17 protein-coding genes are annotated in these 12,700 nt (G+C 65.0%); 13 read left to right on the forward strand and 4 right to left on the reverse strand.

From position 1 onward, the window contains the following. Nucleotides 1–48 precede the first annotated feature (48 nt). The 8 genes from murA (at nucleotide 49) to RID42_01210 (ending at nucleotide 6,836) form a co-directional block, all read left to right on the forward strand. On the forward strand, nucleotides 49–1,329 hold the full coding sequence (murA, locus tag RID42_01175; GenBank protein ID MEQ8246269.1) for a UDP-N-acetylglucosamine 1-carboxyvinyltransferase: 1,281 nt from the start codon (nucleotides 49–51) through the stop codon (nucleotides 1,327–1,329). A 33-nt stretch (nucleotides 1,330–1,362) separates the two neighbouring features. Then, entirely contained in the window at nucleotides 1,363–1,800 is a 438-nt protein-coding gene (locus RID42_01180) for a DUF2948 family protein (protein ID MEQ8246270.1), read from the forward strand. Nucleotides 1,801–1,875: 75 nt separating this feature from the next. After that, nucleotides 1,876–2,544: an ATP phosphoribosyltransferase gene (gene hisG / locus RID42_01185; protein ID MEQ8246271.1), complete on the forward strand. Its 669-nt coding sequence runs from the start codon at nucleotides 1,876–1,878 to the stop codon at nucleotides 2,542–2,544. Continuing rightward, on the forward strand, nucleotides 2,528–3,817 hold the full coding sequence (gene hisD / locus RID42_01190) for a histidinol dehydrogenase (GenBank protein MEQ8246272.1): 1,290 nt from the start codon (nucleotides 2,528–2,530) through the stop codon (nucleotides 3,815–3,817). Before hisG ends, hisD begins: the two co-directional genes overlap by 17 nt. Before the next feature lie 95 nt (nucleotides 3,818–3,912). Then, a complete protein-coding gene (locus RID42_01195; GenBank protein MEQ8246273.1) occupies nucleotides 3,913–4,533 on the forward strand; it encodes a glutathione S-transferase N-terminal domain-containing protein in 621 nt (206 codons plus the stop codon). A gap of 9 nt (nucleotides 4,534–4,542) precedes the next feature. Beyond that, nucleotides 4,543–5,331, forward strand: coding sequence for an aspartate/glutamate racemase family protein (locus tag RID42_01200; GenBank protein MEQ8246274.1), 789 nt, complete (start codon nucleotides 4,543–4,545; stop codon nucleotides 5,329–5,331). 10 nt (nucleotides 5,332–5,341) lie between these two features. Next, the gene (locus RID42_01205) at nucleotides 5,342–6,106 is read left to right on the forward strand and encodes an aspartate/glutamate racemase family protein (protein MEQ8246275.1); all 765 of its coding nucleotides are present in this window, start codon (nucleotides 5,342–5,344) and stop codon (nucleotides 6,104–6,106) included. Nucleotides 6,107–6,125: 19 nt separating this feature from the next. After that, nucleotides 6,126–6,836, forward strand: a complete 711-nt coding sequence (locus RID42_01210; protein ID MEQ8246276.1) for a hypothetical protein — start codon at nucleotides 6,126–6,128, stop codon at nucleotides 6,834–6,836. Here the strand turns inward: RID42_01210 and RID42_01215 are convergent, their stop codons facing one another. Next, nucleotides 6,837–7,727: a LysR family transcriptional regulator gene (locus RID42_01215; protein ID MEQ8246277.1), complete on the reverse strand. Its 891-nt coding sequence runs from the start codon at nucleotides 7,725–7,727 to the stop codon at nucleotides 6,837–6,839. A gap of 142 nt (nucleotides 7,728–7,869) precedes the next feature. Between RID42_01215 and RID42_01220 the strand changes: the two genes are divergently transcribed. The 5 genes from RID42_01220 (at nucleotide 7,870) to RID42_01240 (ending at nucleotide 10,371) form a co-directional block, all read left to right on the forward strand. Then, on the forward strand, nucleotides 7,870–8,589 hold the full coding sequence (locus RID42_01220) for an iron-containing redox enzyme family protein (protein MEQ8246278.1): 720 nt from the start codon (nucleotides 7,870–7,872) through the stop codon (nucleotides 8,587–8,589). Between the two features lie 2 nt (nucleotides 8,590–8,591). Next, nucleotides 8,592–9,335: an SDR family oxidoreductase gene (locus RID42_01225; GenBank protein MEQ8246279.1), complete on the forward strand. Its 744-nt coding sequence runs from the start codon at nucleotides 8,592–8,594 to the stop codon at nucleotides 9,333–9,335. 96 nt (nucleotides 9,336–9,431) lie between these two features. Beyond that, nucleotides 9,432–9,680, forward strand: coding sequence for a type II toxin-antitoxin system ParD family antitoxin (locus RID42_01230; GenBank protein ID MEQ8246280.1), 249 nt, complete (start codon nucleotides 9,432–9,434; stop codon nucleotides 9,678–9,680). A 5-nt stretch (nucleotides 9,681–9,685) separates the two neighbouring features. Continuing rightward, entirely contained in the window at nucleotides 9,686–9,973 is a 288-nt protein-coding gene (locus RID42_01235) for a type II toxin-antitoxin system RelE/ParE family toxin (GenBank protein MEQ8246281.1), read from the forward strand. A gap of 8 nt (nucleotides 9,974–9,981) precedes the next feature. Then, nucleotides 9,982–10,371 (forward strand): DOPA 4,5-dioxygenase family protein, encoded by a 390-nt coding sequence (locus tag RID42_01240; GenBank protein MEQ8246282.1) that lies wholly within the window; start codon nucleotides 9,982–9,984, stop codon nucleotides 10,369–10,371. 15 nt (nucleotides 10,372–10,386) lie between these two features. Here RID42_01240 and RID42_01245 read toward each other — a convergent pair whose 3' ends face one another. From RID42_01245 to RID42_01255, 3 genes are read right to left on the reverse strand one after another with little or no spacing between them, the layout of a single operon-like run. Then, nucleotides 10,387–11,142 (reverse strand): SDR family NAD(P)-dependent oxidoreductase, encoded by a 756-nt coding sequence (locus tag RID42_01245; protein ID MEQ8246283.1) that lies wholly within the window; start codon nucleotides 11,140–11,142, stop codon nucleotides 10,387–10,389. Between the two features lie 21 nt (nucleotides 11,143–11,163). After that, nucleotides 11,164–11,928, reverse strand: coding sequence for an SDR family oxidoreductase (locus tag RID42_01250; GenBank protein ID MEQ8246284.1), 765 nt, complete (start codon nucleotides 11,926–11,928; stop codon nucleotides 11,164–11,166). A gap of 11 nt (nucleotides 11,929–11,939) precedes the next feature. Continuing rightward, complete coding sequence (locus RID42_01255) at nucleotides 11,940–12,698, reverse strand: SDR family NAD(P)-dependent oxidoreductase (protein ID MEQ8246285.1); 759 nt, start codon at nucleotides 12,696–12,698, stop codon at nucleotides 11,940–11,942. Nucleotides 12,699–12,700 lie beyond the last annotated feature (2 nt).

A 12,700-nucleotide genomic window follows, 5' to 3' on the forward strand; every position in this document is an offset into this window, starting at 1 on the left:
ACGCCCGCCGCGCGGTCGCGCCTGCCCACGACATAGGAAGGAACAGGGATGGAACGCATCAAAGTGCGCGGCGGCCGGCGGCTGGACGGCACCATCCGGATATCGGGGGCAAAGAACGCGGCGCTGCCGCTGATGGCCGCGAGCCTATTGACTGACGACGCGCTGGTGCTCTCGAACGTCCCCAAGCTCGCCGATATCGCCACCCTGGCCGCACTGTTGGCCCAGCACGGCGCGGCGATCGACGTCGGTCAAACCGGCGACGGCAGCGACGGGCAGACCATGACCCTGCATGCCGCAACGATCGCCAGCACCACGGCGCCCTACGACCTGGTGCGCAAGATGCGCGCCTCGGTCTTGGTGTTGGGCCCGCTGCTGGCGCGCTGCCGCGAGGCGCGGGTGTCGTTGCCCGGCGGTTGCGCGATCGGCACCCGGCCGGTCGATCTGCACCTGAAGGCGCTGGAACAACTGGGCGCACGGATCGACCTTGAAGACGGATACGTCAACGCCACCGCACCCGGCGGGCTTAAGGGCGGCCAAGTGCGCTTTCCCACGGTGTCGGTGGGGGCAACCGAAAACCTATTGATGGCGGCAACCTTGGCCGAGGGCGAAACCGTGCTGGAGAACGTCGCGCGCGAGCCCGAGATCGCCGATCTCGCGGCCTGCCTGAGCGCAATGGGGGCCAAGATCCACGGTGCCGGTAGCGAGCGCATCGTCGTCCAGGGCGTCCCCGAACTCAGCGGCGCCCACCACCGGGTCATGCCCGACCGTATCGAGACCGGCACCTACATGGCGGCGGCCGCGATTACCGGCGGCACATTGACGCTGACGCAAACCGACGCGGGCACGCTGGGCGCGGTGATCGACGCGCTATCGGCTTGCGGTGTCGGTGTCGCCCGCAAGAACGGCACGCTCACGGTGGCGCCGCGCTCGGACGCGATCTCGCCCACCGACATCTCGACCCAACCCTATCCGGGTTTCCCCACCGACATGCAGGCGCAGTTCATGGCGCTGCTGACGACCGCGAACGGCGCCTCGACGATCAACGAGACGATCTTCGAGAACCGATTCATGCATGTGCCGGAGTTGATGCGCATGGGCGCGAATATCGCCCTGCAAGGCCACACCGCGGTGGTGCGCGGTGTGCCCAAGCTGCGCGGCGCGCCGGTGATGGCGACCGACCTGCGCGCCTCGGTGTCGCTGGTGCTGGCCGGGCTCGCCGCAGAAGGCGAAACCACGGTGAGCCGCATCTACCATCTTGACCGAGGCTATGAACATTTGGTTGAAAAACTCGGCGCCTGTGGCGCCGATATCGAACGCATCGCCGACTGACCCGCTAACTGAACCGACAAAAGCCGCCGCCCGATGACCCCCTCACCCAGCCCCTTGCGCTTGATCGCCCACGATGCCGACGACCTGGCGGTGATCTCGACCCTGTTGCAAGACGCACTTGTGCGCCACGCCGACATGACCTTCGACCGTCGGCGGCGGCGCTTCGCCCTGGCGGTGAGCCGGTTTCGCTGGGAGGCCGGCAAAGCGCGCGAACGCATTCGCACCGGCGTTCACTTCAACCATGTGCTGGGCGTGCAGCACCAGGGCATCGCGCTGGACAAGCGCGATACGGTGGCCGAGCTTCTAGCAGTGCGCACGGCACCGGCGGACGACGGCGGCGTGGCGTTGACGCTCGATTTCGCCGGCGGAGGCACAATCCGGCTCGAGGCCGAATGCATCGACGCCGAAGTCCGCGACCTCGGCGACACCTGGGCCGCCCGCCGCACCCCCGACCATTCGGCAGCCGACTAGCCCTCCCGCCTTGTCGTGGACGGCGGCATCGCTTAGGAATGGCCGCCATCCTCCCGTTGAACGAGACGCCGATCCGTGCCCGACCGCGACAAAATCATCATTGCCCTGCCCAAGGGCCGCGTCCTCGACGCCGGTGTCGCGATGCTGGCGCAAATCGGCATTACCCCCGAGGCGGCGTTCTTCGACAAGGAGTCGCGGCAACTGCGCTTTACGACGAACCGCGCAGATGTCGATTTGGTGCGGGTGCGCAGTTTCGACGTGCCCACGTTCGTTGCTTTCGGGGCAGCGCATTTGGGCATCGCTGGCAGCGACGTGCTGTTGGAATTCGAGTATGCCGAACTCTATGCGCCGCTCGACCTTGGCATCGGCGTGTGCCGCCTGGTCGTGGCCGAGCCCGCGGCGATGCGCGCCAGCGACGATCCACGGCGCTGGAGCCATATCCGGGTCGCCACCAAATATCCGAACCTGACCCGACGGCACTTCGCCGCCCGCGGCGTTCAGGCCGAATGCATCAAGCTGCACGGGGCGATGGAACTCGCACCCGCGCTGGGTCTGTGCCGTCGCATCGTCGATTTGGTCGAGACCGGTTCGACCCTGCGCGCCAACGGCCTGGTCGAGATCGAAACCATCGCCGAAGTTTCTTCGCGGTTGGTCGTTAACCGCGTCGCGCTGAAGACCCGGCCGGTCGAGATCGGTGCGCTGGTCGACGCGTTCACCGAGGTGGTCCGTGGCCAAGCGGCTTGACGCCCGCGACGCCGGTTTCGCCGCCGCCTTTGCGCGCCTGTTGGACGACAAACGCGAAACCGCCGCCGATGTCGGCCAGGCGGTCGCGGATATCCTGGCCGATGTGCGCACACGCGGCGATGCCGCGCTCGCCGACTACACCGCGCGCTTCGACCGCTTGACGCTCACGCCCGACCGCTTTCGCCTGACCGCCGACGAAATCGCCGCCGAAGCGGCCAAGGCCGCGCCCGACGCGGTGGCGGCGCTAAAGGTCGCGGCGGCGCGCATTCGCGCCTTCCACAAAACCCAGCGCCCCGCCGATCTGCGTTACGTGGACGACGCCGGGGTCGAACTTGGCGCACGATGGACGCCGGTCGCAGCCGCCGGCCTTTATGTGCCGGGCGGCCTTGCCGCCTATCCAAGTTCGTTGTTGATGAACGCGATCCCGGCCCAGGTCGCCGGGGTTGCGCACCTGACCATGACCGTGCCGACACCGGACGGCGCGATCAATCCGCTGGTGATGGCAGCGGCACAACTGTTGGAAATCGACACGGTGTACCGGTTGGGCGGGGCCCAGGCGATCGCCGCGCTGGCCTTTGGCACCGATACGGTCGCGCCGGTCGACGTCATTGTCGGGCCGGGCAACGCCTATGTCGCCGCGGCCAAGCGCCAGGTCTTCGGCACGGTCGGGATCGACATGATCGCGGGCCCTTCGGAGATTCTTGTGGTCGCCGACGGCAAGAACGACCCGACGTGGATCGCCGCCGATCTGTTGTCCCAGGCCGAGCACGACGAGGCCGCGCAATCGATCCTGCTGACCGACGACGCCGACTTTGCGGGTGCGGTGGCGGCGGCGGTGGACGCACAACTGGCCACGCTGACCCGGCGCGAGATTGCTGCGGCGAGCTGGGCCAACCACGGCGCGATCATCGTGCTCGGATCGCTCGACGACGCACCGGCCCTGATCGACCGGATCGCGCCCGAGCATTTGGAACTCGCGGTGGACGACCCCGAGGCGATGTTCGCGCACGTGCGCAACGCCGGCGCAGTGTTCCTGGGTCGCCACACGCCCGAAGCCATCGGCGATTATGTCGCGGGGCCCAACCACGTGCTACCCACCGCGCGCAGCGCACGGTTCGCCTCGGGCTTGTCGGTCCTGAATTTCATGAAGCGGACCTCGGTGATCCGCTGCGATCCTGCGAGCCTGGCCCGCGTCGGCCCCGCCGCGGCCACGCTCGCCGATGCCGAGGGCCTGCCCGCCCATGCGCGGTCGGTCCGGCTGCGGCTGACGTAACGCTGTTTCGGATCGCCGCATTCGGGCGGCCGGTCGATCGAAACCTTTGATGCCAAGGTCGCCAAGGGCGTGCGGGACGGATATCGTCTTGGGCGATGAAAATTCTCTACACGCCAATGCCGGGGCTGGTGCACCGGGTCCAAATCGTGGCCCGCGAGCTTGGGCTCTATGACGCCATCGCCTGGGAGCGAGCCCAGCCCTATGAGCGGCCCGCGCACCTGACCGATCAAAATCCCCTGAGCAAAGTGCCCACGCTGATTACCGACGACGGCATCGCGCTGTTTCCGGGCGCGGTGATTTACGAATACCTGGAATCCCTGGCGGGACCGAAACTGTACCCGAGCGATCCGGCGGCGCGGTGGCCGGCGATGCAACTGTTGAGCCTGGGCGAAGGGCTGTGGGACATGACGGTGCAGTGGAACAACGAGCGCAAGCGGCCCGAAGCCGAACAATCGCCGGAGCAACGCGCGCGCTACCTTGCGGCGATCCACCGGGTGATCGATCGTTTGGAGGCGCTGGCGCCGTCGTTCGATTCGTTTCATATCGGCCATATCGCGGTGGCCGGGTGTTTCAACTTTTTCGATTACCGCCGGGGCCGCGACCTCGCGACCAACGAGTTCGGCAGCGTCATGCCGGATTTCTACGAAGGCCGCCCCCATCTCGCCCGCTGGCTCGCCGAGGTGCGCCGGCGGCCGTCCTTTGCGCCGACCGATTAGGAGACACGCATGCGAAAAATTCTTGTCTTGGTTCCGTTTCCGATGACTCCCGAGGAACTTGCCAACCGTCAGGCGCAGTCCAAGGCCGTCAACCTCGCCCCCGATATCGAACTGCATTACCGGCCAGTGCGCGCGGCGCCGCGCACCTATACCAGCCAGCAGGATTATGTCCTTGCCGATATGTCGCTGCTGGAGGCCGGTCGCTCGGCGCAGGAGGATGGCTTTGGTGCGGTGTGCATCGACACCGTGAGCGATTCGGGCGTCTCGGCGCTGCGCTCGGTGCTCGACATTCCGGTGATCGGGCCGGGGCGCACGATGTACACGACGGCGCTGATGCTGGGCGACCGCTTTTCGATGCTGTCGATGTGGGAGGATTGGTTCGGGCTCTACAAAAAAGTCCTCACCGAAATGAACCTGATGCACAAAGTGGCCTCGATGCGCGCGATCGGGGTCACGCCCGATAACCGCAACCTGCTGGGCGGCAAGGAAGAGAAGATCTTTCCGCTGTTGCTGGACGCGGCCAAGAAATGCATCGACGAGGACGGCGCCGACGTGATTTGCCTCGGCTCTACCACGATGCACCAGTCGGCCAAGTTCTTGGCCGAGAACCTGCCTGTGCCGGTGATCAATCCAGGTCCGCTGTCCTACAAAACTGCCGAGGCGATGATGTCGCTGGATCTCGCGCAGAGCCGCAAGACTTATCCAGCGCCCAAGGTCGACAAACGCAGCATGATCCACGCGATGCTCGATGCGGCGGCGGCCGAACAGGCCGGGAAGTCGGTCGAGAAACTGGACTAAGGAGAATCCCATGAAAAAAGCGCTCGTCATCGTCCCCTTCGCGCTCGACGCCGCCGGGGTCGCCAATCGCAAGCAGCAGACCAAGGCGGTCAAGCTCGGCCCCGATATCGAGTTCGACTTCAAACCGGTCACCGCCGGGCCGACGAGCTTCATGAGCGCACCCGATTGGGCGTTGATGGAAATGGCGATCTGGGAGGCCGGGATGAGCGCCCAGGCCGACGGCTACGACGCGGTGGTGATCGATACCATGAGCGATTCGGGCATGGCGCCGTTGCGCGCGATGCTGGATATCCCTGTGGTGTCACCGGGACGCACCTCGATGCTGTTCGCGCTGATGCTGGGCAACCGCTTCGGCATTCTGGCGCAGTGGGACAAGGCGCTGGTGCGCTACCGCAAGGCCACCGCCGAATACGGGCTGGGGGCGCAATGCGCCGCGGTCGATCATTTCGACGAACCGCCCGACTTCGCCAACCTGCTGGGCGGCAAGGAAGACAAGGTCTTCCCCAAAATGAAGGCCGCCTGCGAGCGGATGATGGACAAGGGTGCCGAAGTCATTTGCCTCGGCTCGACCACGATGCACCAAGCCGCCGAATACTTGGCCAAGGAACTCCCCATCCCGGTGATCAATCCGGGGCCGCTGACCTACAAGTTGGTCGAGACCATGATCGGTTTGAACCTGACCCACAGCAAAGCCGCCTTCCCGGCCCCGTTGGTGCCCAAACCGGAAATGGTGCACGCCATGCTGCAAGCGGCAAAGGCGACGGAGGGGAAGTAGCGGCGCGGCGGTCTGTCCGATGCGCAATCACCTCGCCGCCGCGTTGGTCGGCATCGTCTATTACACCGCGGGGTTCCTCGCGTTTTGGGTGGCGGCGGCGCCCTATTCGCGGAATCTTGGGGCCGACGCGTTCGCAGACGGGATTTGGGCCGAGCTGTTTCCCTATTGGGTCGTCGGTCAGATCGGGTTGACGGTGTGGGCGACGGTGAATGCGCTGGCGCTGCCGCGCGGGCGGCACCGGGCGCTGGCCGCCGGACTCGGCGCAGGCCTGTTGAGCCTAGCCGGGATCGTCATCCTGGGATTGGAGGACAGCGCGCGGGTGTGGCTCGACGTCATCGGGATCGCGGCCGGGATCGCGATTGGCGTCTGGCTCGACCGGGTCGCGGCGGGACGGACGATACGCCTGCCTGCGGCATGGCATTTGGTGTGGCTATGGATTCCGGGGGCGGCGTTCCTGGCCAGCGGCCTCGTTCTCATCAATGCGGTCGTGGTTGCCCAGATCGTCGACCACATGGACGCCGAAACACTGTGGCTGTTGATCCCGCTTGCGGGTGGAGCGGCGATGGTGGCGGGCTGGTGGCGATTGGCCCAGGCGCGGACGCGCACGACCGGTCGGATCGCCGCGGAGATCTCCGGGGCCGTACTGGTGGTCGCAGGGGCAGCGGCGCCGGCCCTAATCACCGGGTTCGTCTTTCGCGGTTTGTTCTTGCGTCAGGTCGTAGGCCTGTAGTCAGGCCGCAAGGCGCGACAGGGTCTCCAGCAGGACGTCGACCGCAGGCGGTTGGGTGCCCCGCGCGCGGGTGACCGCACGGACCCGGCGCGACCAGGCGATGCCCTCGATCTTGAGGACCGCGAGTACCCCTGCATCCGCCGCGCCGATGATGTCGCGCGGCAACACCGCGACGAAGTCGCCTTCGCCCAGCACCGATTTGATGAAGAGATAGGAATCGGACGCGATCGCCGGCTGTGGCGGGTCCAACCCTTCGTCGGTGAAGACCCTGGCCCAGCCCGGTATCACCTCGGCGATATTGGACGCGACCACCCAGGGATAGGCCACGACATCCGCCGGGGCGATGCGCCGGCGGCGCGCCAACGGGTGGGCGGCGCGGACGACCGTCGCATAGGTATCGTCGGCCAACACGTGGGTTTTGAGGTTGGGGTCCGGCGCGTCGGTGCCGAAACCGGTCACGACGAGATCGAGGGCGCCGTCGCGCAGGGATTCGATCAACGCGCCGTGACGGCCGCCGACAACGTCGATGCGCACGCCCGGCCGGGCCTGGCTGAGCGCCGCCAGCGCGCGGACCAGCAGCGCACCGCCGGCGCTCGCCGTGCCGCCCACCGCGATACGGCCCTGCTCGGCCCCTTGAAGACGGGCGATGTCGGCGCGGGCGTGGCGTTCCTCGGCGGCCATCGTCTTGGCGTGGCGCGTAAGGGAGGCGCCGAACACCGTCGGGGTAACGCCGCGCGGACCGCGATCGACAAGGCGGACGCCGAGTTCGGTTTCGAGGTTGGCCAAGCTTTTGGACAATGCCGGGGTGGTGATGTGGAGGGAGGCTGCCGCGCGCCCGAGGTTGCGGTGCTCGACGGCGGCGAGGAACTGGCGGAGCTGACGGAGATCCACGACTTATCCAATAGTTAAGGTCTATTGAATTTTCGATAATGGTAGGAAAGACATAGGTATGTCAATTTATCGGCTGCCATTCACCGGCGCGTCCGGCGCCCCCATCTACCCGGGCGCATTCAGCGCCCTGCAGGAGACGAGCATGACCGAGCAATTGATGCCCAAGGAAGAGTTTTTCAAAAAGCTGCAAGCCGCGCGCACCCCGGCGCATTCGAGCGGCCACCCGTTCTCCAACGCCTGGAAAGCCGGCGAGCTGACCAAGGACGACCTCGGATTCTGGGCGATGCAAATGTATTACTACATCGAGGACGTCACCCGGATGTTCTCGGCCCTATTCACCCGCCTGCCCGATTTGCAGGCGCGCCTGTTGATGCTGGAAAACCTCAACGGCGAAGAATTCCCCGATCGTCACCCTGACCTGCTGCTCGACTTCGCCGAAGCCTGCGGCTACAGCCGCGACCACGTGAAGGGTGCCTACTTGCGCGGCGACGTGCTGCCCTCGTCGATGGCGATGCGCTCGTGGATCTTCGAACTGGCGACGGTACGAGAACTCTCGGACGCCGCTGCCGGGATCATGATTGCGCTCGAAGGCCAGACCCCGACGGTCTACCCGCTCTATATCGAGGCCGGGCGCAAGATGGGCTTCACCGACGAGCAAATGAAGTTCTTCCACGTTCATGTCGAAGCCGACGAAGGCCACGAAGAAGGCGGATTGGAAATTTGCGCCCGCTACGCCTACACCCGCGAATTGCAGGACCGTGCGATCGCCACGGTCAGCAACGCGGCGCGGATGCGCTACCAGATGCTGACCTCGATCTACGATGCGACGGTCGGCGCCCGCCAACAGCAAGCCGCCGAGTAGCGTTGCGCTGGTACGACGGCACCGGAAAGGTCGCGCTGGTTACCGGCGCGACCGGCGGCATCGGGGGCGCCGCCGTGCGGTTGTTCCTCGAGGCCGGCGCCGCGGTAGTGGCGACGGGGCGCGACCAACACCGGGTCGAGGAGGTTTTCCGCGACGCCGAGCATGTGCTCGCCCTTGAAGGGGACTTCGCCAACGAGGGGAGCGCACGCCGCGCGGTGGCAAACACGCTGCAACGCTACGGCCGGATCGATCACGTTATCCATTGCGCCGGCGCGGTAAGCGCCGGGCGGATCGAAGACACCAGCCTCGCCGAATGGCACCGCCAACTCGACGTCAATTTGACCTCGGCGTTCTTACTTTGCCGCGAGACCTATAGCGCGCTAAAGGCGAGTATGGGGTGCGCGGTATTATTGTCCTCGACCAACGGTTTGCACGGCGGATCGCCGGTCTCGGGCCTTCCTTACGCGATGGCCAAGGCCGGGGTGATCAATCTGACGAGGTATCTAGCCAAGGAATGGGCGCCCGACGGCATCCGCGTCAACTGTGTGGCGCCGGGTCCGGTCGATACCCCGATGCTTGACCGGCTAACCGACGAACAACACGCCCGTGCCAAGGCCGCGACCCTGCTGGGCCGTTACTCGACCGCCGAGGAATGCGCCGGAATGATCCTGCACCTGTGTTCGGACTATGCCGCGACGATGACCGGCACCGTCACCAACATTTCGGCCGGCAACGTCCTCGACTAGGCGCATGGGTTCGCCCTCGACTCGCGGTGGCGCGTTTGTAGTATAATATACTACTGAGTAGGATAGTTTCTACCTGGAGGGTCCATCGCGATGCCCATGGTGAAGAAAAGCATTTCCGTTACAAGCCAACAGGACGATTGGATCAAGACGCAGATCAAGTCCGGCCAGTACGGGAACGAGAGCGAAGTCGTCCGCGACCTGATTCGGGAACGGCTGGCGCGCGAGACGGAATTGGACGCAATCCGTACCGCCCTCGTCGCGGGAGAGCGCAGCGGCACGAGTACCCGGTCGGTTGAAGACATCTGGCAAGAAGCCCGCCACCGGCACCTGTCTCAGCGCGGTTAGACGCCGTGGCCCGCTATCGGCTGACCGTTGCGGCCGACAGCGATCTGAGCGATATCGCTCTCTATGGAATCGAAACGTTTGGCGCGGAGCGCGCTGAACGTTACCTGAAGGATATCGAACGGCGATTTGAGGACCTGGCAGCAGCCCCTTACCTCTACCCCGCGATCGATCATATTCGACCGGGCTACCGGAGAAGCGTCTGCGGCGTACACTCCATCTACTACCGCCTGGACGGAGAGGACGTAGAGATCGTGCGCGTTCTGCGCAGCCAAGACCGGGATAAACGTTTGTAGGAGGCACCATGCCGCTCACCCACCGCGATCCGACCGAAATCACCGGCTACCACGCCCACATTTATTACGGCCCCGAAACCCGCGACGACGCCCGCGCGGTACGACTAGGGATCGACGCGCGCTTCGATTGTATTCTCGGGCGCTGGCACGACGGGCCGGTCGGCCCGCATCCCCAGGCGATGTATCAGGTGGCCTTCGGCGTCGCGGTATTCCCCCAAATCGTGCCGTGGCTGATGCTGAACCGGCGCGGGCTCAGCGTCCTGGTCCATCCCAACACCGACAACGCGGTCGCGGATCACGATATCAATCCGCTCTGGCTCGGGAACAAACTCGATCTCGACATCGACGCGCTGCGCCGTTTCGCGGCCGAACACGCCAAGAAACTCGCGGCCGGTTAGCCGGCCCGCGCTAGACTAGATCGCGATCGTGAAGCCGCCGTCGACGGTAATGATCTGACCGGTGATGTAGCGCGCCTTGTCGGACACGAGGAAGGTGACCACGTCGGCGATTTCCTCGGCCGTGCCGATGCGCTTGAGGGGCACGCTCGGGGCCGCTGCCTTGAGGCCCTTGGGACCCATCGAGTGGACCGGGTCGAGCGCTTGGGCGGTCCAGATCAAGCCCGGCGCGATGCCGTTGACCCGGATTTGGTTGGGCGCGAGTTCGATCGCTAGGGCGCGCACCAGACCGGCGATACCTGCCTTGGCGGCGGAATAGGGGATGTGGTCGCCCCAGCCGACGACATGGCCGGCAATGGACGACAGACACACGACGTTCCCCTTTTTAGCCTTGCGCATTTTCGGTGCGGCCGCGCGCACGACGCGCATCATGCCCTTGAGGTCGATTTCATGGGTGATGTCCCACTCTTCGTCCTTAAGCGACTTCAGTGGCATGTGCTTGGCGATGCCCGCGTTGTTCACGATCACATCGAGCGCGCTGCGGTACTTTTTCTCGACCGCCGCGACGACATCGTTGACGCATTGGGTGTCGGCGACATCCATGTAATGGAACTCGGCGTCGCCGCCACGGTTGATCTTACGTGCGACGGCGCGACCCTCTTTTTCCAAGATATCGGTGACGATGACGCGGTAGCCCTCTTTGCCGAGCGCGACCGCCGTCGCCGCGCCGATGCCGATCCCGGCGCCGGTGACGAGTGCGATAGGTTTAGCCATGGGTGTTCTCCTTAGCGTGGGTTAGCTGAAGACGTCGCCGCCGTTGGGGCCGAGCGTTTGGCCGACGAAGAAACGCGATTCGTCGGAGGCGAGGAAGACGAACGCCGGGACGATATCCTTGTCGACGTCGCCGAAGCGGTGCTTGGTTTGCTTCGCGAGCACGGTCTTGGGTTTCTCGGGCGGCACCTGTTCGACCATAGGGGTCCAGGTCGCGCCCATCGCAACGCAGTTGACGTTGATGTCGTGCTCGCCGACTTCAAGCGCCAGAGTGTGGGTCATCGCGATTACCCCCGCCTTGGCCGCGTTATAGTGGGTAAACAGCGGGGTGCCCCCGAAGGCGAACTGCGTCGAGACATTGATGATCTTGCCGTAGTTGCGTTCGTACATTTGCGGCAGCACGTACTTCGTGCATAAAAAAGTCCCGCGCAGGTGTACCGCGATCATCCGGTCGAACATCGCTACAGGCATGTCCTGCAACAGCCCGCCGCGGTCGGCGTGACCGGCGTTGTTGACCAGAATGTCGATCTTGCCGAAGGTTTTGAGCGCTTCGCGGACCATGCGTTTGACCGCAGCCTCTTCGGCAACGTCAGCCTTGATCACTAGGGCCTTACGCCCGATCTTTTCGATCGCCTTTTGGATTTCCCAAATATCCCGCTCTCCGGCCTTGTTCGGATAGTTGAGCACGATGTCGGCACCCTCGCGGGCGTAGGCCTTGGCGACGCCAGCACCGATCCCGCTCGACGAGCCGGTGATCAGGGCGACCTTGCCTTTGAGACGTTTGGCCATTGGGCAGCTCCCTAGAGCATCATGTCGCCGCCGTTGGGGCTGATCGTCTGCCCGACCATGTGGCTCGCCTCCTCGGAAGCGAGGTATACGAAAGCTGGCACGATCTGATCGACACGGGCGAGATCGCCCTTGGGGATCATCGACTTGATCGCCTTGATGTGGTCTTCCTCGACGGCATCGAGGATCGGCGTATAGGTCGCGCCAGGTGCGACGCAGTTGGCGTTGATGTTGCGATCGCCAATCTCGCGCGACAGCGAGCGGGTGAAGGCTATGATCCCCGCCTTGGCCGCACAATAGTGGCTGAGACCGGCCGAGCCGAGATAGGCGAGCTGCGAGGCATTGTTGACGATCTTGCCCGAGCCTTGCTTGTACATATGCGGCAGCACGAAGTGGGTGACGAGAAAGACGCTGCGCAGGTTGATGCCGATCATCTCGTCCCACATTGCGATCGGCATCTTTTCGACCGGCGCACCCGAGGCGATGCCGGCGTTGTTCACAAGAATGTCGATCTGACCGAGACGCTTGACCGATTCTCGGACCAAACGGCGGACCGGCCCTTCCTTGGAAACGTCGGCCTGGACCAAGTAGGCTTTTCCACCCGCCTTGCGCACTGCAGCCGCGACCTTTTTGGCGGCGGCCTCTTGCTGCTTGGTGGGGAAATTGATGACGACGTCGGCACCCTCCTGGGCGAATGCGACCGCGACGCCCGCACCGATGCCGCTCGACGCGCCGGTGATCAACGCTTTCTTGCCCTTGAGTCTCCGCGCCATGT

The organism is Alphaproteobacteria bacterium, assembly GCA_040216735.1.
Classification (GTDB): Bacteria; Pseudomonadota; Alphaproteobacteria; order SHVP01; family SHVP01; genus CALJDF01.

Bases quoted from the DNA above. Each gene is read 5' to 3' on its own strand.
- RID42_01255 (MEQ8246285.1), bottom strand. From the start codon at position 12,698: ATGGCGCGGAGACTCAAGGGCAAGAAAGCGTTGATCACCGGCGCGTCG.
- RID42_01240 (MEQ8246282.1), top strand. From the start codon at position 9,982: ATGCCGCTCACCCACCGCGATCCGACCGAAATCACCGGCTACCACGCC.
- RID42_01200 (MEQ8246274.1), top strand. From the start codon at position 4,543: ATGCGAAAAATTCTTGTCTTGGTTCCGTTTCCGATGACTCCCGAGGAA.
- RID42_01220 (MEQ8246278.1), top strand. From the start codon at position 7,870: ATGACCGAGCAATTGATGCCCAAGGAAGAGTTTTTCAAAAAGCTGCAA.
- RID42_01195 (MEQ8246273.1), top strand. From the start codon at position 3,913: ATGAAAATTCTCTACACGCCAATGCCGGGGCTGGTGCACCGGGTCCAA.
- RID42_01210 (MEQ8246276.1), top strand. From the start codon at position 6,126: ATGCGCAATCACCTCGCCGCCGCGTTGGTCGGCATCGTCTATTACACC.
- RID42_01180 (MEQ8246270.1), top strand. From the start codon at position 1,363: ATGACCCCCTCACCCAGCCCCTTGCGCTTGATCGCCCACGATGCCGAC.
- RID42_01205 (MEQ8246275.1), top strand. From the start codon at position 5,342: ATGAAAAAAGCGCTCGTCATCGTCCCCTTCGCGCTCGACGCCGCCGGG.
- RID42_01250 (MEQ8246284.1), bottom strand. From the start codon at position 11,928: ATGGCCAAACGTCTCAAAGGCAAGGTCGCCCTGATCACCGGCTCGTCG.
- murA (MEQ8246269.1), top strand. From the start codon at position 49: ATGGAACGCATCAAAGTGCGCGGCGGCCGGCGGCTGGACGGCACCATC.
- RID42_01245 (MEQ8246283.1), bottom strand. From the start codon at position 11,142: ATGGCTAAACCTATCGCACTCGTCACCGGCGCCGGGATCGGCATCGGC.
- RID42_01230 (MEQ8246280.1), top strand. From the start codon at position 9,432: ATGGTGAAGAAAAGCATTTCCGTTACAAGCCAACAGGACGATTGGATC.